Here is a 17891-nt window from a genome sequence, read left to right as displayed (position 1 = left end):
GGGCGGTCGGCGGCGCTTACTTGCGCGCGTCGATCAGCCGGATCGGCTTCTGGCGCACCTCGATGCCGGTGAGGGGGGCAAGCTCGCCCGGCGCCGCGAAGGTGACGCCGATCTCGACCCCCAGCCGGGTGCGCAGGATCTTCTCGTAGGCGGCCTTCATCGCGGCATCCCCGCCCCCGGTCCGGACCTCGACATGGACGGTCATCTCGTCGCGGCCGTCGATGCGGTCCACCCGGCAGATGTATTCGCCGGTCATCTCCTCGCGCTCTTCCGACAGCAGCGCACCGATGCCGGTGGGGAAGATGTTGATGCCGCGCAGCTTGACCATATTGTCGGACCGGCCCATGAACCCGCGGATCCGGCGGAAGTTGACACCGGTCGCCGACGCCCCCGACATCACCTCGGTTACGTCATGGGTGTTGAAGCGGATGATCGGGAAGACGTCGTCCTTGAACAGGCAGGTGCAGACCATGTCGCCCAGCGCGCCGTCTTCCACCGGCACACCGGTATCGGGGTCGAGCAGTTCCAGATACTGCGCGTCCTCCATCACATACATGCCGTCCTGGTCGGGGCCGTGGCCGGCGATGATGCCGGTGTCGCCGACGCCATACCAGTCATAGACCGCGGCGCCGCCCCAGGCCTCGCTCATGCTCTCGCGGCTTTCGGCGCCGATATGGCCGGTGATCATGCGGATGCGGATGTCGCGGCCGGGCTCCATGCCCTCGGCGCGGGCGACATCGGCCAGACGCTTCACATAGTCGCCGAAGCCGACCAGCACCGTGGCGCCGAATTCGCGCATCATCATGACCTGGTTGACCGACCGGGTCTCGATGCCGGTGCCGGCGCTCATGAACTGGGCGCCGACCCAGTGGCTCACCGCCTCGCGGACGTAATGGCCGCCATTGATCAGCCCATGGCCATAGACCGAATGGACCACATCCTCGCGCCGCATGCCCTGCCAGAGATAGGCCCGCGCCAGAAGACGGTTCTGCACCTCGCGGCTTTTGGCGCCATAGATCAGCGGCTGGGGCTTGCCGGTGGTGCCGCTGGTGGTCTGGAACACCACGGGCGGACGCTGGCCCGCCGGGTAGCTGTCCAGCCCATGGAAATCGCCCATGGGCGGATGGGCGGCGACCGAGGCCATCAGTTCGGTCTTGGAATAGGTCGGCAGTTTGCCGATATCGGCCAGGCCCTGAATGTCGCCGGGCTCGATGCCCTGGGCACCCCAGAGCCGCTGATAGAACGGCACCTTCCAGGCGAAGGCCAGGCATTTGCGGAACTGCGCGTCCTGGCGGGCGAACAGCTCGTCGCGGCTGAGGCTCTGCCCCAGGGCGACGAAATCATCCCCCACCGGATAGGCCTGGACGATCGTGGGGTAGTCCATCGCCTGGAAATAGTCGGGACCGGTCATGCTTTCGTCTCTTCGCAAATGTGGGGGGTGAAGGTGTGACGGTGAGGGATGCAGATCAGGGCAGGATGGCGGTGACGGCGGCGATCCGGGCCGGATCAGAGCCTTCAAGGGCCTCGATCGCCTGGATCAGTGCCCCGATCCGCTGCTCGTCCAACCCGGCCGCCCTGGCCAGCGTGCGGGTCTTGGCCACCACCGTCGCATCATCGACCGGATTTTCGGGGTCGCCCAGGGCATCCGGAACCTCGGCACGGCTGGTGGTGCCGTCGTCCCAGGTGATGGTGAGGCCGGTGCCGAAACGGCGCGGATAGGCGCCGGCATAGGGCTCGGCCACGACCGGCGTTACCATCGCACGCAGCCGGGCCACCACCGGATCGGCGATGACTTCGGGCTCGAACGCGGCCAGCGGCGGCGGCCCCCCCAGCAGGGTGACCGCCACGGCATGCTGAAGGCTGAACTTGGCCTGGATGGTGCTGGCGGGATCGGGCCGGTCGCAGAAGGTGAGCGCATCGGCGAAGGTGCGAAGCTGGATGGCGGCCGGCATGCGGCCCTGCGCTTCGGCGCGGAGGATCAGCGCGGCATCGATCGCCGCATGGGCATGGCGGCAGGCCGGCCAGGGCTTGATGCTGGTGCCCAGGATCAGCCAGGCGCCGTCATGAGGCGCCGTGATCTCCGCCGGCCGGGCATCGGGCGCCATGCCGGCGAACAGCCCCTGCGGCCCTTCCAGAATGAAGCGCGGCCCCCCCAGGCCGATGGCGGCCAGCTGCGCCGCCTCGATGCCGCCGGCGGCGGCGCGGGCGGTGTGGAACTGCTTGGTGGTCACCGGTTCATGCCGGCATTGCCACAGCCCGGCGGCGCGGGTGGCGGCGGTGCCGAGCGCGCCGGTCAGGCCCGCCTGATCCAGCCCCATCAGCGAGGTCGCGGCCGCAGCGGCCCCGAAAGCGCCGCAGGTGGCGGTGGGGTGGAACTGGCGGTAATGAGCGGGCCCCATGGCGCGACCCAGGCGCACCATCGCCTCGTAGCCGCGCACCACCGCATCGAGCAGGGCATCGGGGCCGCTGCCCAGCGCCTCGGCCATGGCCAGTGCCGCCGGGATGACCACGGGCCCCGGATGCAGCACGGCCTGGCGATCGACATCGTCCATTTCGTAGATATTGCCATAGGCGCCGTTGATGAAGGCGGCGTCGCGAACCGGGACCCGCCCCGCACCCAGCACCCGCGACGGCCCGGCCACGCCGCCCGGCACCCCTGCCCCGCCACCCGCGGCGAGCCGCGCAAAGGCCCGGCCGGTATCGGTCGCCGCCCCGATCACGGCACAGCCGGCCCAATCCAGCACCGCAAGGCGGGCACGCGCCCGCGCCGCCGCATCGACCGGACGGACGAGGCGCTGGCCGAGCTGTTCGGTCAAGCTGGTCGGGCTGGCGGAGCTGTCAGACATCGGAATTCTCGGGCATGAGGGCTATCTTCCAAATTTGTCCGGACATATACTAGCAGCCGAAACCCGGAGCGCAACCCGTTCAGTGACGGATGATGACGAGCAGCATGCCCCCCCTGCCCCTGATCGACCTCGACAGCCTGGCCCAGGCCCTGGCATCCGCCCGGCGGATCTATACCGCCGGCTGCGCGGGCGAACCCACCGGGGTCCTGTCGGCGCTGGGCGCCTGCGGGGCGCTGCGGAACAAGACACTCACCGGCGTGTTCATCCCGGGCGTGAACCGGCTGGATCTGGCGGCGCTGGATCCGACGCTGACGGTCGAGTCGGTCTTCGTGACCCCGGCACTGCGCCGGGGGTTCGAGGCCGGGCGGGTGCGGCATCTGCCGCTCGCCTATGTCGATACATACCATCACCTGCAAAGAGCAGAGATCGACGCGGGGCTGTTCACCGTGGCGCCGCCGCGCGACGGCATGGTGTCGCTCGCCATGGCCCATGATTTCACCCCGGCGGTGGCAGCCGGCCGCGCACGGCTCTATGGGGTGATCCTGCCCGACCTGCCGGAGCCGCTCGACGGCATCCGGATCCCGATCGACCGGTTTTCGGGGCTGATCGAAAGCGACGGCCTGCCCGCCGGTCTGCCGCCCGATCGCGACGACCCGGTCCAGAGCCGGATCGGCGCGCACATCGCCGGGCTGATCGACGACGGCGCCACCATCCAGACCGGCATCGGCGCCGCGCCGGCGGCGCTGCTGCGGTCGCTGAAGGATCACCGGGATCTGGGGCTGCATGCCGGGATGGTGACGGCGGCGGGGCTGGAGCTGCTGGAGGCGGGTGTGGCGAGCCGCGGCATCACCACCGGCGTGGCCCTGGGCACGCCCGATTTCCACCAGCGCATCGCCCGGGCGGAGCACGTGCGCTTCCGGCCGGTGGCCGAGACCCACGACATCGCACGGCTGGGCGCCCTGCCCCGGCTGGTGGCGGTGAACGGGGCGATCGAGGTCGATCTGTTCGGCCAGGCCTCGGCCGAGATGATCGGCGGCCGCCAGATCAGCGGCCAGGGCGGGCTGGTCGATTTCCTGCGCGGCGCGCGCCGCTCGGCCGGCGGGAAAGCGGTGGTTGCCCTTGCATCCACCGCTGCGGGCGGCGCACGATCCAGGATCGTCCCTGTTCTGGAGAGTGGAACTGTTGTATCCATCCAGCGCGCGGATATCGACATCGTCGTCACCGAATACGGCTGTGCGGATCTGCGCGGGTGCGACCTCGACATGCGGGCGGAACGCCTGATCGCCGTGGCCGCGCCCGAATTTCAAGGGGAGCTGGAACGCGCATGGAGCAGGATCAGGCGGCAGATCTGACCCGGGACCCGGCAGCCGCCACGGCGGACGGCCCGGAAATCCCCCGCTATCTTCAGGTCTTCCAGGAGATCCGCGACCGGATTTCCGAAGGTCTCTACCCGGTCGGCAGCCTGGTGCCGACCGAGGCGGAGCTGTGCGCGGAATTCGCCGTCAGCCGCTATACCGTGCGCGAGGCGCTGCGCCGCCTGGTCGAACAGGGCTATGTGGAGCGCCGGCAGGGATCGGGCACCCATGTGCTCTCGGCCGAGCCGGGCTCGATCTTCAGCCAGTCGATGCGGTCTCTGTCGGAACTGTTCCAGTATGCGCTGGATACCGATTTCCGCATTCAGCGCATGGAGATGGAACGGCTGGACGAGCCCACCGCCCGGCTGATCGGCACCGAGCCGGCCGAGCCCTGGCTGCACATCCACGGCGTCCGCTCCGCCCAGGGCGACGGCGCGCCGATCAGCTATACCGAAGTCTTCGTACCCGAACGCTTCGCCTGGCTGAAGGACGAATTCCCCAACTGCCACGGCCCCTTCTACGCCCTGATCGAACAGCGCGCCCGGGTGACGGTGATGGAAACCCTGCAAACCATCACCGCCCTGCCCATGCCCCCCGAAAGCCGCACCCTTTTCGACGACCACCGCCCCGAAGCCCACGTCCTGCGCGTCGTCCGCCGCTATCTGGACCGCAAGGGCCGGCCGCTGATCGCCTCGGTGAATGATCATCCGGCGGATCGGTATAGTTATACGATGCGGATTAAGAGGGATGGGGGGTGAGGGGTATCTCGGCCCGTATGCAATCAGCCTGACCCGCGTGTCAGCGTGAAGAACGCTTCAACGATGCCGAAGCGGAAAAACCGGCCACATTCAAACACGTATCGGCCATCAGGCTGCAAGCCGAGGTCGCTGACCGGCTTCTCTGCCCTGCCCCCCGGATGTCGGGTTAACGCTGGCCCGACCCTACCCGTTTCGGGTATATTTTGGAGGTCGAGGTGACGCGCATCCTCAAGCGGAAGAGCTTCGCCAGGTGGCAAGCCGCCGAGAAGCTGCCCGATGCCGCCCTGTGCAAGGCGATCAAGGAAATGGAAAGCGGCTTGATTGATGCCGATCTGGGCGGCCTGCTCTACAAGAAGCGCGTGCCCCGTCCTGGCGGCGGGAAGAGCGGCGGCTTTCGGACGCTTCTGGCGGCGCGGATCGGCAGTCGCTATGTATTCCTGCATGGGTTCGCGAAAAACGACAAGGCGAACATCACAGGAGACGAAAAGAAGGCGCTGCAGTTCGCCGGCAAAGTCTTCCTTGAACTGACCGGAGATGCCGTGACCAAGGCGTTACAGTCGGGTGTTCTGGTGGAGGTGCATTGTGAGCAAAATCATTGAATCGCTGCGCGAGGACCTGGCTGCGCTCCACGACGCAGGCGCCATCAATAAGGTGACGCTGCGCGAGTTCGGCCAGATCTGCCCGGCCCCGGTTCGGGAGTTCAGCCCCATGGAGATCAAGCGTCTGCGCGAAAGCCTGAAGTTCAGCCAGCCGGTGTTCGCACATCACCTGCACACCACCGCGTCGACCGTGCGCAAGTGGGAGCAGGGCGCGACCCGCCCCACCGGCCCGGCGCTCAAGCTGCTGAACGTCATTGCGGACAAGGGGTTGCAGGCCATTATCTGATGTCAGGTCCTAGGCATGATTGGTGGCAGTGTCGGCCAGCATCAGAAATCAGATGGGAGCCGATCATGGGCACGCTGCTGAGAGAAGAATGCACGATCACCGCCAACGGCCAGACCACTGTGCCCAAGAGCGTGCGGCAGGCTTTGGACGTGGACTACGGCGGACGCATCGCCTTCTTTGTGGACGATCAGCATCGGGTTTATGTCGAGAAGGTAACGGAAGAGGCAAGTGATCCGGTCGTGGACCGCTTCCTCGCATTTCTGGCGCAGGACATGCGCAAACATCCGGGCACATCCATCGCCGCACTGCCCGCCAGCCTGCGCGATCGCATGGCGGCACTTGTCGGAGACATGGACGTCAACCTTGATGCCGAGATTGATGGGGATGTCACGCTCTAAGGTCACAACCCAACCAACCTTTTGATAATGAGATCCTCATGTGATTCCAGCGGCCCATAACCGCGAGGAACACGATGTTTCAGTTTATCTGGTTGTCGGACCAACGGTGGGGGCAACTTGAGCCGCACCTGCCCAAGAACCAGCTGGGTGCCCGACGTGTGGATGACCGCCGGATGACTTCGGGAATCATCTACATGCTGCGGACCCGGTGTCGATGGTGTGACTGCCCGGCGGGATAGGGGTCCTCGACAATTATCCACAACCGCTTCCACCGGTGGTGCGGGCGTCGTTTCTGAGCGGGCCTGGCGGAGGCTTCGGCGGCATCCGGAGCCCTGACGAAATCGATAGCGATCGCCCCATGTGAGAGCCCATCGTTCAGCACATGACTTCAGGCGTGTCGCAGCCCGCTAGGATAAGCTAACGGTCAATGTCTTGTCGGCAGCGGCTCTTGCGGCCATCATCGCGTTCTGGGTGTGATTGGGTCTGGAGCCTAGCCATTTTTGCGCGCAACACATTTGAGATGGGCCTAACATGAGCACAAATCGTCAAATTTTGGTCGATAACGCAACGCTAAGTGGCGTGGAGCGCATTATCGGCGTTAGCCAAACTAAAAATCTGAATAATACTGATAATGATATTCTTTGCCTGGAGAAATTGATCACCGCAATCCTGTTCAGCGATAAACTAATCGGTGTCGATGATTACAAAGACGGATATCGCTCTCGCAGACTTAGAAATTTTGATTTTGTCTCCTTTAAGAAGATTGATGAAGCAGACTACGCTGCTCTCACGACAGATGCAGCAAATTTTGCAAAAAGCATGGCTTTTTCGTTCGAGGGGTCAAAGCCCGCGGGCGATGTCGTTAGCTTTTTTGAGGCGCTTAAGATCGATCCACAACTACGATGGGACATATGGTCTTCAAGTGAATATTTAACATTATCTTATCTTGTAAAAGATCCAGAAGACACTCGCTATGAACGCTCGGTTGATAGCGTTTTCCGAAACGAGGATGTCGATCGCAGCTTGGTTGCGAGGGGGATGGATCATGCTCCTACCGTGACTGTCGCAAACCGCGCGGACATCACAGATGTGAAGGATCTGGTGCACGCGCTATCAACCGGCAATCCAAACTATGCTGGCTTTGACTCAAGAAGCGCCCTGCAACGGATAATATTTGGCTACGGATGGGCCGCAGAGCGCTCGCATTTCTATAATGCGGTTGCACAGCAGGAAGGAGCGGACGCTTATCTTGCACCGCTCCGAGATGCCTTTTGTGAGAGCTGCTGTAGGATCGAGTACCCTTCGCAAGTGAATGCCCTATTGGAGACACTGAGGTCAAAATCACAAGAAACGCTAGCTTCAATTCTTGAACCAACTGGGCGCGCTAAATTTGCGATACGCTTGCCGTTTTTTACAGCATACTGTATATCGAAGGCTGATAATCCAAAACAGTGCATAGAGCTTGCCCTTTCCATGCGAAATGCAAGCGAATTTCGGGATTGTCGCACGATCCTTCATAATCTAGACCACCTGTCCACAGCGGATAGAGTTCAAGAAATGAATGGCATTCTGAAGTATCTGGAACAATCGTGCGCTCGGCTTATGCGAAAGTATGGCGTTTCAACTGATAACGGAGTGCAGTTCTCTTTATCGGTTGGCTTGACCGGGGTCAACGTGAGCGTCAGCTCTAAACTTAATCAACTCTTTCGCCCCTATAAGAATAGGCCTTTCTCCAGGATCTTCCGAAATATCGCGCGAGATATGGTTAATGTAGAACGGCTTGGCGGGCTGTACGATAAAGTCTGTTCATCAATCAAAGAACACCACGACGCCACATATCCTAAGATTTCAGCAACGCCGAAATTTATGGAGCAAAAGGAAAATGATCGCGGACGTCCTGCTGAAATATAACTGTGGCGTATCAAGGCAGCATCTGGGCGAGCTGCATATATGTGTGCAGAGTTGATTATCCGCTGACAGTCACACCCTCTTGTGAGGTAATCAGGTATTGTGGATGACCAAGTTCTGGTCGAGCACGACCTGCATCTCCTCGATGGTATCGAACCAGATGCGATGGCCTTCAACGCGGATGTGCTCGTCCGACAGGGTTAGCCTGCGTTCCGCGGTGCTCTTTTCCCGGCAAAGCAGGCGGTCGTGCCTGGTCAGCAGGTTGTGGCGCTGCCATACGCCTCGCACGCCGCCGGACGACACCCGGATGTTTCGCTTCGCCAGTTCCTGGGCCACCCGCAGGGAGCCGTGGCAGGGATGAGCCAGGGCATCGTCCAGCACTGCCGACTCCCCCTCCGGGGACACGCGGTTGGGATGGGGGCCGCGTGGGCCGAGCAGGCGGTCGATCAAACCGCCATCACCCCCCCATCCACAAACACCTCGTCCCCCGCCACAAAACTGCTGTCCTCCGAGGCCAGGAACAGCACCGCTTTTGCGACCTCGTCGGCGGTGCCGAGGCGGGCGAAGGGGGTCATCTGTTTCAGGGCGTCTTCCGCGCCGGGCTGGGCGGTGAGGTATCTGTCCATGGACGGGGTCAGGATCATGCCGGGGGAGACCACGTTCACGCGGATGCCGCGGGTTTTGAGGTCGGTGGTCCAGGTGCGGGCGAAGGAGCGGATGGCGGCCTTGGTGGCGCTGTAGATCGAGAGCCCCGGCAGGCCCTTGCTGCCGGCGGCCGAGCCGGCGAGGATGATGGCGCCGCCCGTCGTCATCAGCGGCAGGGCCTTTTGCACGGTGAAGACCGTGCCCTTGAGGTTGACGCCGAACAGGCGGTCGATATGGGCCGCGTCGATGGCGTCGAGGCCGGCGGATTCGGAGATCCCGGCATTGGCGAAGACGATGTCGATGCGGCCATGGTCGCGGCGGATGCGGTCGTAGAGCCGGTCCAGATCCGCCGGGTCGGCGACATCCCCCGGCACGCCGACGGCGCCATGACCGATGGCGACCACGGCCGCGTCCAGCGCCGCCGGCCGCCGCCCGGTGACGTAGACATGGGCACCTTCGGCGGCGAAATGCTGCGCCGTGGCCAGGCCGATGCCGTCACTGCCGCCGGTGATCACCACCACCTTGTTCTCAAACCGGTTCCCGAACCTGTTCTCAGATCGCTGCGCGAAGCCCATCTGTCATGCCCCATGTCATAAGTGGAGGATTGCTCCACTTAAAATATGGAGGCATCCTCCGTTTGGCAAGTGTTCCCGGAGAAGACCGTGAACGAAGACAGCATGAACCAGGAGGGCGCGCTGCGCGCCGATGCCCGGCGAAACCGCGAGCGCATCCTGGCCGCGGCCGAGGCGGTGTTTCTGGAACAGGGCGCCGGCGCCGCGCTGGAGGATGTGGCGAAGCGCGCGGGCGTGGGTATCGGCACGCTGTATCGGCGCTTCCCGACGCGAGAGGCCCTGCTGGCCGCCACCTATAATGCCCGCTTCCTGTCGCTTGCCGCGGCGAGCCGGGCGCGGGATGACGGGCGTGATCCGGCCGGCGCGCTCAGGGCCTATCTCGAAGACCTGGTGACCGGCACGACGCTCTATCGCGGGTTTGCCACCGCGATCGGCACGGTTCTGCAGAGCGGGACACCCGGCTGCCATGCCACCACCGAAGAGGGTGAGCGCCTGCTGCGCCAGGCGCAGGCATCCGGCGCCGTCCGCCCGGATGTGCGCTTCCAGGATCTGGTCTGCGTGGTGACGGCGATCTCGCTCGTCCTGGAACAGGAGGGCGCCCCGGAACAGGCAGGCGCGTCACCGCCGCGCGTCCGCCATCTGACGGACCTGTTCCTGGACGGTATCGGCCGGCGTTGAGCCGGTCACCGCCCCTTGATGACGGCCACCACCGCTGCGCCGATCTCGGCCAGCGCCTTGTTGCGCGTCGCGAAATCCGTCTCGGCGTCCGCCAGGTAGATCGCCGCGATCCAGGGCGCCCGATCGGGCGGGGTGATCAGGGCCACCAGGTTGCGGGTGGTGTCACCGGCACCGGATTTATCGGCGATCTGCCAGTCGGCCGGGGCGGATTTGCGCAGCAGGGCGCCGGTGACGCCGCCATGGCGCATCCATTCGGTCAGCTGCGCCCGGGAGGCGGGGGTCAGGCCATGGCCGAGAAGCAGGGTTTCCATCGTGGCCGCCATGGCCGCCGGGCTGGTGGTGTCGCGGGGGTCGCCGGGAGGCGCGCTGTTCAGATCGGGTTCGAGCCGGTCGAGCCGGCTGACCGGGTCGCCGATGCTGCGGAAGAACTGCGTGACCGCAGCCGGGCCGCCGAGACGGGCGATCAGAAGATTGGCGGCGGTGTTGTCGCTCTGGTCCAGGGTGGCGAAGCAGAGATCGGCGATCGACATCGCCGTGCCCGCACGCGGTTCGGTGACCGGCGCATAGGACAGCAGATCGGCCCGTCGGATGGGAAGGGTTTCGTCCAGTGAGATGCGCCCGGCATCGACCCCGGCGAGGATCGCGCCACAGATCGGCATCTTGACGGTGCTGTTCATCAGAAAGCGCTCGTCGGCGCGGTGATCCCAGCTCCAGCCGCGGCCGGTATCGTGCAGCACAAGGCCGATGCGCGCGTCGAGCTGATCTTCGATGCGGCTGACGGTGTCGGCAAGCCGGGTCTCGGCCATATGGGTCTTCGGTGTTTCGGCAAGGGCCGGCGTCGCCAGCAACAGCCCGAGGGCAAGCCCCGCCAGACGCGGCAGACGCGGCAGACGCGGAAGAGCGGTCGGCATTATGAGATCTCCTCAAGATTTTCTTATGCCGCTCTCTTAATCCGGCTTGCATCGGCCGCCCAGAAGACAAATCCTGCTGGCCGCCATAAGCTGAGGTTATGCGATGGATCGCCCGGACATCCCCCTGAACGCGCTGCGCGTCTTCGAGGTCGCCATGCGCCAGGGCAGCTTCACCAAGGCGGCGATCGAGCTGCGCGTGACCCAGGCGGCGGTCAGCCATCAGATCGCCCGGCTGGAGGATCTGTTGGGCACCACCCTATTCCAGCGCACCTCGCAAGGCCTGGTGCCGACGGATGAAGGCCGGCTTCTGGCGCCGGTGCTGGAACACAGTTTCGACGCCATCGGCCGGGTGCTGGACAGGCTGCACGGCAGGCGGGATGTCGAGGTGCTGAATGTCGGCGTGAACACCACCTTCGCCCTGGGCTGGCTGATGGCAAGGCTGGACGGATTCCGTGCGGCGCATCCCGAGATCGAGCTGCGCATCGCCACCAACAACAACCGCGTGGAAATCCTGCGCGAAGGGCTGGACATGGCCATCCGCTTCGGCACCGGCGGCTGGACCGGACATGAGACCGTGCCGCTGATGGAGGCACCGCTGGCGCCGCTTTGCGCACCGGCAGCGGCCGCGCAGCTGCGGGAGCCGGCCGATCTGGGCAAGACGATCCTGCTGCGCAGCTATCGCGCCACGGAATGGCCGCAATGGTTCGCGGCCGCCCGAACCCCCTGCCCGCCCGTGACCGGCCCGATCTTCGACAGCTCGGTGGCGCTTGCGGAACTGGCGGCCGACGGCTTCGGCGTCGCCTTGCTGCCGGTCGCCATGTTCACCCGCCAGATCCGCCAGGGGCGACTGGTCCGGCCCTTCACGATCACCGTATCGGCCGGGCGATACTTCCTGGCCTGGCCGTCGGATCGGCCGCAGACCCGGGCCATGGCGGTGTTCGCGCAGTGGATGTCCGATGCCTCGGGCGGCGGGTAAGCCCCCCGCCACCGCCGGGAGAGGCTATGGGATCAACCGGGTGCGGATCTCGTCCGGCGCCGCCTCGGCCCAGAGCAGAAGAGCATCGAGCGCCGGGCAGAGGGACTGGCCCCAACCGGTCAGACGATATTCGACGCGGGGCGGCACCTCGGCATGGACGATGCGCTCTACCACGCCGTCCGTCTCCAGCTGGCGCAATTGCTGGATCAGCATCTTCTGCGACACACCGGCTATCGAGCGTTCGAGTTCCGAGAAACGCAGGGTCTTTCCGCCGAACAACTGGAACAGGATGACCAGTTTCCAGCGCCCTTCCAGAATGCGCAGGGCGTTCTGAATGCCCTGCGCACCGCTATGCGGCGTGTAGTCGGGCCGCTTACTCATAAGTAGGTCCCTCACTTTTTTGTACGTACTTCCCTTTTCTTCAGCTTAGCGGCATATCGGAAACGGTCAATCACCTCCGAGATCCAAAGGAGACCGCCTGATGATGTCGATCGATCCGTCCGAATTCCGCGGCAAGCGCGTGGTCGTCACCGGCGGAACCAGGGGGGCCGGCGCGGCGGCATTTCAGCGATTTGCCGCGGGCGGCGCCACACTGATCACCGCGGCCCGCGCCACCCGCCCCGATTTCGTACCGCCACAGGCTTTCGTTCAGGCCGACCTGACCACGCCCGAGGGCGTCGCGGCCCTTGCCGATGCCGCCACCGACCGCCTGGGCGGGGTGGATATCATCGTCCATGTGCTCGGCGGATCGGCCTCGCCCGGCGGCGGCTTCGCGGCGCTGGACGAGGCCTGCTGGGCGGCCGAACTCAATCTCAACCTGCTCAGCGCGGTGCGTCTGGATCGCGCGCTGCTGCCCGAGATGATCGCAGGCGGCCGGGGCGTCGTCATCCACACCGCCTCGATCCAGCACCGGTTGCCGCTGCATGAGTCAACCACCGCCTATGCCGCGGCCAAGGCCGCGCTGGTCACCTACAGCAAGGCATTGTCCAAGGAGATCGGGCCACGCGGGCTGAGGGTGAATGTCGTCTCGCCCGGCTGGATCTATACCGATGCCGCCGACGCCATGGTCAAGCGGATTGCCGCCGGATCGGGCTCGACCGAGGAGGCCGCACGCCAGAGCATTCTGGACGCGCTGGGCGGCATCCCGATCGGCCGGCCCGCCCGCCCCGACGAGATCGCCGAAGTGATCGCCTTCCTGGCATCGGACCGCGCCTCGGCCATCCACGGTGCCGAGATCACCGTCGACGGCGGCACGGTGCCGACCGCATAGGATGCGCGCAGCGGACGAAGGGGGATGCCCGGCATTTTGCAGTGGTTGAGCGGATTACCGATGACCGCATATATGCGGTGACCTATGCTCTGCCTGCCCCCCTCTCCATCGGAGAACCAGGCCATGGCCACGGTCACCGCCCATCAGCCCATCGACATGGGCGACGGCTATTTCGGGTATGGGACGGTGGTCCAGGCGACCGCCTCCATAATCCAGGTGCGTAGCGGGTCGCTCAGCCAGATTTATACCGGCTCCTTCACCTACGACATGCGCCTCGGCACGATCAAGAGCGGCACCATGACCGGCACCGTGCAGCTCTTCAACGGTGCCAAGGTCTTCGAGGTGACGGGTGCCCGCCATGATGCGGTCAGGGTGGTCGGCTATATGGACCGCGGCGACGTGGCGGGGCTTTATGCCTATGTGCTGAACGGCAACGACCGGATGAACGGCTCGTCGGGCGGCGACGTCATGAAAAGCTATGCCGGCGATGATCAACTCTACGGCAATGGCGGCAATGACCGCCTGGAAGGCGGGTCGGGCAATGACCGGCTTGAGGGCGGCAGCGGCAATGATGCCATGCTGGGCGGCGCCGGCAACGATGTCTATGTCGTGGACAGCGCCGGCGACCGGGTCTTCGAGACCCTGTCGATGGCATCGGGCAGCGATGCCGGCGGCATCGACGAGGTGCAGTCGCGGGTGTCGTGGACATTGGGCAGCTTCGTCGAAAAGCTGACCCTGACCGGCACCGCGGCCATCAATGCCACCGGCAACGGGCTCGCCAACACGCTGAAGGGCAATGCCGCCGCCAATATGCTGGACGGTAAGGGCGGTGCGGATGTCATGCTGGGGATGGGCGGCAATGACATCTATATCGTCGACAATACCCGCGACCGGGTCTACGAGACCACCTCGACCACCTCGTCGACCAATGCCGGCGGCACGGACGAGGTCAGGTCGTCGGTGTCGTGGGCGCTGGGCAGTTTCGTCGAGAAGCTGAGCCTGACCGGCACCGCCGCGATCAACGGCACCGGCAACGGGCTCGGCAATACGATCACCGGCAACGGCGCCGCCAACACGCTGGACGGCGGCGCCGGCGATGATTTCCTCTACGGGCTGGGCGGCAACGACGTGCTGAAGGGCGGCACGGGCCATGATCTGCTTGCCGGCGGCGCCGGCGCGGACAGCCTGACCGGCGGCAGCGGCCGCGACATCTTCCGCTTCGACACCGCCCCCGGCAGCGGCAATCGCGACGTCATCACCGATTACGTGGTGGCGGACGACACGATCCAGCTGGAGAACGCCATCTTCACCAGGCTGACCAAGACCGGCGTACTGGCCGCGGCGAACTTCCGGATCGGCACCAAGGCCGCCGACGCCAATGATCATGTCTTCTACGACAGGGCCACCGGCGGGCTGTTCTATGATGCCGATGGCAGCGGATCAGGGGCGGCGGTGCAGATCGCCCTGCTGGGCAAGGGCCTGGCGCTCACCGCCGCCGATTTCCTGGTAACCTGACCGGCGCTGAACCCATCTCGTCTCAGCCCATCTGGCCTTATCCCATCTGGCCGGCCGGGATCGGCAGGGGCTGGCCGGGAACGCGGCCGCTCCGGGGAATTGTGCGCTTGGCGGCGCTTTGTTCGGCCAGCAATGCGGCAAGCTGCGCCTGCCGGTCGGCCCATTGCGGCTGGCCGGCCAGATTGTTCAGCTCCAGCGGGTCGGAGGTGAGTTCGTACATCTCGTATTCCTCGGCCACCGGCTGGTGCTTGACCGTGTAGTCGTAAGGCCACTGGATCGTGCCGTCGGTGTCGGGCGGCGTGCCCACCGGGCTGGTCACGATGTCTTCGACATTCACATTCGGATTGCCCGGCCGGCCCGGGGTGCTCCAGATCTGGTGCATATGGCCGTGGGCGTCGAGCAGGTCGCCATGGTCGGAGGTGAAAATCACGATGGTATCGTCCGCAAAGCGGCTCTGCATCAGCGTCTCGTAGACCGCCATCAGATCGGCATCGACCGTCTGCTGCAGCTGATAACAGAGGCGCTGGTAGAATTCCTTGTCGACGATCGGCTGCATCCACTGCCGGTAGCTCTCGGCATAGCTCGCCTGGGCGGAAGGCTTGGTCGACAGATCCTCGAAGCGCGACGCCTTGAAGCTCTCGTCGAACAGATCCCGGGGCACGTCCTCGCCCACGGGAAAGGAGAAGCCGCCACCCAGACGGGCGGCCAGGCCGTAAAGGGTGATGTCGTGCGGGTTCACGAACGAGGCGACCATCAGCCAGGGGGTATCGTCCTCGGCGGCATCCAGCGCCTTCAGCGTCGCCACCGCCTCGTCGCGACAGGCGACATCACGCCCGCGGGCATCCCTGGCGGACGAGCCGCTGTTGAGCGGATTCGACCCGTGGGGCTCCGGCCCGATCCAGGCGTCGAAACCATAGGGATCCAGCCGGTTCGCGGCCCGATAAAGCGCCATCTTCTGCGGATCGGGCGCCCCGTCGGCGGTGTAGGACGGCAGGCCGTGCCGGCTGAATGTGCAGACGCGCGGCACGAAAGGCCCTGGTCGCGGCGCTTTCATAGACCGGCGGATGGCGCATCTCGTCCACCATCAGGACCAGGAAATTCGGGCGCCGGCCGGGCACGGGCCGGGTCATGGTCTCGTCCTCTCCTGCATCGACCGGTGGTGCACCACCTCCACGTGATGTGGCGTCATGTGCCGGCCTTCGGACATTTGGGCATGGCAGACGAAATGCCGGCCAGAATTTTTCAATTGAAAATGATATTCCGTTTACCGACACACCACTGACGATATTCATCATCCACCCGTTTCGCGGCACATCCGGAAACGCGGCCGCATGGTGCAACCGTGTGGCAACATAACTTGTGATGCAGAATCTTCCGCGGCAAAATACGCTCGGCGGTGTGCTGTTGCATGTCATGCAGCATACCGCTCCACCTCCGGAGCATCCTGATTTTCCCCGGAGATCAAACCCATGGCCTATACCTGGCGCCGCAAGACGATTCTCGCCAAACTGGAGAGCGGCTACGCCCTCGACGCCGCGCCCAACGGTACCAGCGACGCGATCGAGACCGAGAATCTGGCGATCACCCCGCTTCAGCACGGCCTGGCCGAACGCAATATCGATGACGGCCGCCTGGGCAATCGCGGCGGTTTCATGGTCGGCCGCAATGTGCAGGTCACCTTCGACGTCGCCTTCGCCGGCGCGGGCGAGGCCGGTACCGTGCCCGCCTATGGCAGCCTGCTCAAGGCCTGCGGCATGTCGGAAGACATCGTCACCGACGAAAGCGTCGCCTATGCCCCGACCGACGACACGCCGCCCTCGGCCACGCTTTATGTCAATGTCGACGGCGTGCGTCATGCCGTGACCGGCGCCCGCGGCAACCTCGCGATCCGGATGACGGTCGACCAGATCCCCTATCTGTCGTTCACCTTCATCGGCCTGTTCGTGCCCGTGACCGCCGAAGCAATGCCGGCCGTGTCGCTCAACGGCTTCACCACCCCGGTGCCGGTGGGCCCGGTTGCGACGGCGGTCGCCTTCGATGCCGTTTCGCTGGGCATGCAGTCGCTGGAACTGAATATGGGCAACGACGTCCAGTACGTGGCCCTGACCGATGCCGAGAAGATCGAACGCGTCGCCCGCAGCGGCACCGCAACGATCACCGCCCAGATGCCGCAGCTGGCGACGCGCAATTTCTTCAGCGATGCCGCCGCCAACACCACCGGCGTGATCAGCATCAACCACGGCACCGAGGATGGCGCCAAGGTCGGGCTGACGCTGCGCAAGGTCCAGATCACCGACATCACCTATCAGGAGATTTCGGGCACGGTGGGCCTGCAGATGCAGCTGGCCCTGCTGCCGACGCTGGTCGCCAGCGAATTCGCCATCACCGTGCGCTGAGGACCGGTCATGCTGAAGCTCCGCATCGCCGACCGGCTGGAATTCACCGCCCGTGTCTCGGTCGAAATGCCCAATGAACGGGGCGGCTTCGACCGGGCCTCGTTCACCGCCCGCTTCGAAATGCTGCCCGATACCGAGATCGACGCGATCCGGCGCAGCGCGCAGGAAGCCGGCGAGAACGAGGACAAGGCCCTGATGCGCCGCGCCCTGATCGGCTGGGAAAGCGACCTGCAGGATGCAGAGTCGGGCGAGCCGATCCCCTTCTCGGACGACAATCGCGACCTGCTGCTCGCGCTGCTGCCGGTGCGCAATGCCGTGGCCCATGCCTATTTCGCCTCGATCTCCAACGGCATGATCCGGCGAAAAAACTGACCGACGTCGCCCGCGCCTGGGCGGCGGGCGACGATGCGGCCGAAGACGATCAGGACCAGGACCTGGCGATGCTGGGCATCACCGGCGAGCAGGCGGCGGCGCTGAAAGCGCGCCGGCGGCTGCTCGCCGGCCCGGACGGCATCGAAATCTGGCCCCAGAATCTGAAGCCCTGGTCCCTGTTCCGGCGGGTGGCGACCCAGTGGCGCACCGCCGGGCCGGCCGGCCAGCCCATCGGCCTGGACTACACGGCACTCGCCTTCGTGGCCCGTGTCGAACGCTGCCGTGTGACGCCGGATCTCCTCGACGACATCCAGGCCATGGAGGCGGCCGCCCTCGACGTCTGGCGCGCCCGGCGCCGGTGACGCGGGCGTGCCGCCTTCATCCGTTGCGGCCGGCCCATCCCCGT

21 protein-coding genes are annotated in these 17891 nt (G+C 65.2%); 14 read left to right on the top strand and 7 right to left on the bottom strand.

What is annotated here, in order from left to right; genetic code table 11:
- Nucleotides 1-16: 16 nt before the first annotated feature.
- Complete coding sequence (locus P7L68_RS00815) at nt 17-1411, bottom strand: phenylacetate--CoA ligase family protein (RefSeq protein WP_371999098.1); 1395 nt, start codon at nt 1409-1411, stop codon at nt 17-19.
- Between the two features lie 55 nt (nt 1412-1466).
- The gene (locus P7L68_RS00810; protein WP_371999097.1) at nt 1467-2846 is read right to left on the bottom strand and encodes an MmgE/PrpD family protein; all 1380 of its coding nucleotides are present in this window, start codon (nt 2844-2846) and stop codon (nt 1467-1469) included.
- A 104-nt stretch (nt 2847-2950) separates the two neighbouring features.
- Between P7L68_RS00810 and P7L68_RS00805 the strand changes: the two genes are divergently transcribed.
- From P7L68_RS00805 to P7L68_RS00775, 7 genes are all read left to right on the top strand, one after another.
- Nucleotides 2951-4198 carry an acetyl-CoA hydrolase/transferase family protein gene (locus P7L68_RS00805; RefSeq protein WP_371999096.1) on the top strand — a complete coding sequence of 416 codons (1248 nt, stop codon included), beginning with the start codon at nt 2951-2953 and terminating at the stop codon, nt 4196-4198.
- Nucleotides 4171-4959 (top strand): GntR family transcriptional regulator, encoded by a 789-nt coding sequence (locus tag P7L68_RS00800; protein ID WP_371999095.1) that lies wholly within the window; start codon nt 4171-4173, stop codon nt 4957-4959. Before P7L68_RS00805 ends, P7L68_RS00800 begins: the two co-directional genes overlap by 28 nt.
- A 215-nt stretch (nt 4960-5174) precedes the next feature.
- The gene (locus P7L68_RS00795; protein ID WP_371999094.1) at nt 5175-5558 is read left to right on the top strand and encodes a type II toxin-antitoxin system RelE/ParE family toxin; all 384 of its coding nucleotides are present in this window, start codon (nt 5175-5177) and stop codon (nt 5556-5558) included.
- Nucleotides 5542-5844, top strand: coding sequence for a helix-turn-helix domain-containing protein (locus tag P7L68_RS00790; RefSeq protein ID WP_371999093.1), 303 nt, complete (start codon nt 5542-5544; stop codon nt 5842-5844). Before P7L68_RS00795 ends, P7L68_RS00790 begins: the two co-directional genes overlap by 17 nt.
- A 65-nt stretch (nt 5845-5909) precedes the next feature.
- Nucleotides 5910-6242 (top strand): type II toxin-antitoxin system PrlF family antitoxin, encoded by a 333-nt coding sequence (locus tag P7L68_RS00785; protein WP_371999092.1) that lies wholly within the window; start codon nt 5910-5912, stop codon nt 6240-6242.
- A gap of 74 nt (nt 6243-6316) precedes the next feature.
- A complete protein-coding gene (locus P7L68_RS00780; RefSeq protein ID WP_371999091.1) occupies nt 6317-6481 on the top strand; it encodes a transposase in 165 nt (54 codons plus the stop codon).
- Between the two features lie 292 nt (nt 6482-6773).
- Complete coding sequence (locus P7L68_RS00775) at nt 6774-8153, top strand: hypothetical protein (RefSeq protein WP_371999090.1); 1380 nt, start codon at nt 6774-6776, stop codon at nt 8151-8153.
- Between the two features lie 90 nt (nt 8154-8243).
- Here the strand turns inward: P7L68_RS00775 and P7L68_RS00770 are convergent, their stop codons facing one another.
- Nucleotides 8244-8600 carry a hypothetical protein gene (locus P7L68_RS00770; RefSeq protein ID WP_371999089.1) on the bottom strand — a complete coding sequence of 119 codons (357 nt, stop codon included), beginning with the start codon at nt 8598-8600 and terminating at the stop codon, nt 8244-8246.
- Complete coding sequence (locus P7L68_RS00765; RefSeq protein ID WP_371999088.1) at nt 8597-9370, bottom strand: SDR family NAD(P)-dependent oxidoreductase; 774 nt, start codon at nt 9368-9370, stop codon at nt 8597-8599. The genes P7L68_RS00770 and P7L68_RS00765 overlap by 4 nt, the downstream gene beginning before the upstream one ends.
- Before the next feature lie 102 nt (nt 9371-9472).
- On the opposite strand from P7L68_RS00765, the gene P7L68_RS00760 reads away from it, so the two are divergent.
- On the top strand, nt 9473-10045 hold the full coding sequence (locus tag P7L68_RS00760) for a TetR/AcrR family transcriptional regulator (RefSeq protein ID WP_371999254.1): 573 nt from the start codon (nt 9473-9475) through the stop codon (nt 10043-10045).
- Between the two features lie 5 nt (nt 10046-10050).
- Here the strand turns inward: P7L68_RS00760 and bla are convergent, their stop codons facing one another.
- Nucleotides 10051-10956: a class A beta-lactamase gene (gene bla, locus P7L68_RS00755; RefSeq protein WP_371999087.1), complete on the bottom strand. Its 906-nt coding sequence runs from the start codon at nt 10954-10956 to the stop codon at nt 10051-10053.
- A 103-nt stretch (nt 10957-11059) separates the two neighbouring features.
- On the opposite strand from bla, the gene P7L68_RS00750 reads away from it, so the two are divergent.
- On the top strand, nt 11060-11932 hold the full coding sequence (locus tag P7L68_RS00750; protein WP_371999086.1) for a LysR family transcriptional regulator: 873 nt from the start codon (nt 11060-11062) through the stop codon (nt 11930-11932).
- A 24-nt stretch (nt 11933-11956) separates the two neighbouring features.
- On the opposite strand, the gene P7L68_RS00745 is transcribed toward P7L68_RS00750, so the two are convergent.
- Entirely contained in the window at nt 11957-12313 is a 357-nt protein-coding gene (locus P7L68_RS00745; protein ID WP_371999085.1) for a winged helix-turn-helix transcriptional regulator, read from the bottom strand.
- Nucleotides 12314-12416: 103 nt separating this feature from the next.
- Here P7L68_RS00745 and P7L68_RS00740 point away from each other — a divergent pair, with 103 nt between their 5' ends.
- Complete coding sequence (locus P7L68_RS00740) at nt 12417-13202, top strand: SDR family oxidoreductase (RefSeq protein WP_371999253.1); 786 nt, start codon at nt 12417-12419, stop codon at nt 13200-13202.
- A 123-nt stretch (nt 13203-13325) separates the two neighbouring features.
- Nucleotides 13326-14717: a calcium-binding protein gene (locus P7L68_RS00735; RefSeq protein WP_371999084.1), complete on the top strand. Its 1392-nt coding sequence runs from the start codon at nt 13326-13328 to the stop codon at nt 14715-14717.
- Between the two features lie 37 nt (nt 14718-14754).
- Here the strand turns inward: P7L68_RS00735 and P7L68_RS00730 are convergent, their stop codons facing one another.
- A complete protein-coding gene (locus P7L68_RS00730) occupies nt 14755-15744 on the bottom strand; it encodes a sulfatase-like hydrolase/transferase (protein ID WP_371999083.1) in 990 nt (329 codons plus the stop codon).
- A 442-nt stretch (nt 15745-16186) separates the two neighbouring features.
- On the opposite strand from P7L68_RS00730, the gene P7L68_RS00725 reads away from it, so the two are divergent.
- From P7L68_RS00725 to P7L68_RS00715, 3 genes are all read left to right on the top strand, one after another.
- Nucleotides 16187-17113 carry a phage tail tube protein gene (locus tag P7L68_RS00725; RefSeq protein WP_371999082.1) on the top strand — a complete coding sequence of 309 codons (927 nt, stop codon included), beginning with the start codon at nt 16187-16189 and terminating at the stop codon, nt 17111-17113.
- 9 nt (nt 17114-17122) lie between these two features.
- Nucleotides 17123-17485, top strand: coding sequence for a hypothetical protein (locus P7L68_RS00720; RefSeq protein WP_371999081.1), 363 nt, complete (start codon nt 17123-17125; stop codon nt 17483-17485).
- A 68-nt stretch (nt 17486-17553) separates the two neighbouring features.
- Nucleotides 17554-17847 (top strand): DUF1799 domain-containing protein, encoded by a 294-nt coding sequence (locus P7L68_RS00715; protein WP_062762623.1) that lies wholly within the window; start codon nt 17554-17556, stop codon nt 17845-17847.
- Nucleotides 17848-17891 lie beyond the last annotated feature (44 nt).

Source organism: Tistrella mobilis (assembly GCF_041468085.1).
GTDB lineage: Bacteria > Pseudomonadota > Alphaproteobacteria > Tistrellales > Tistrellaceae > Tistrella > Tistrella mobilis_A.
This window is presented reverse-complemented; position numbering and strand designations above follow the sequence as displayed.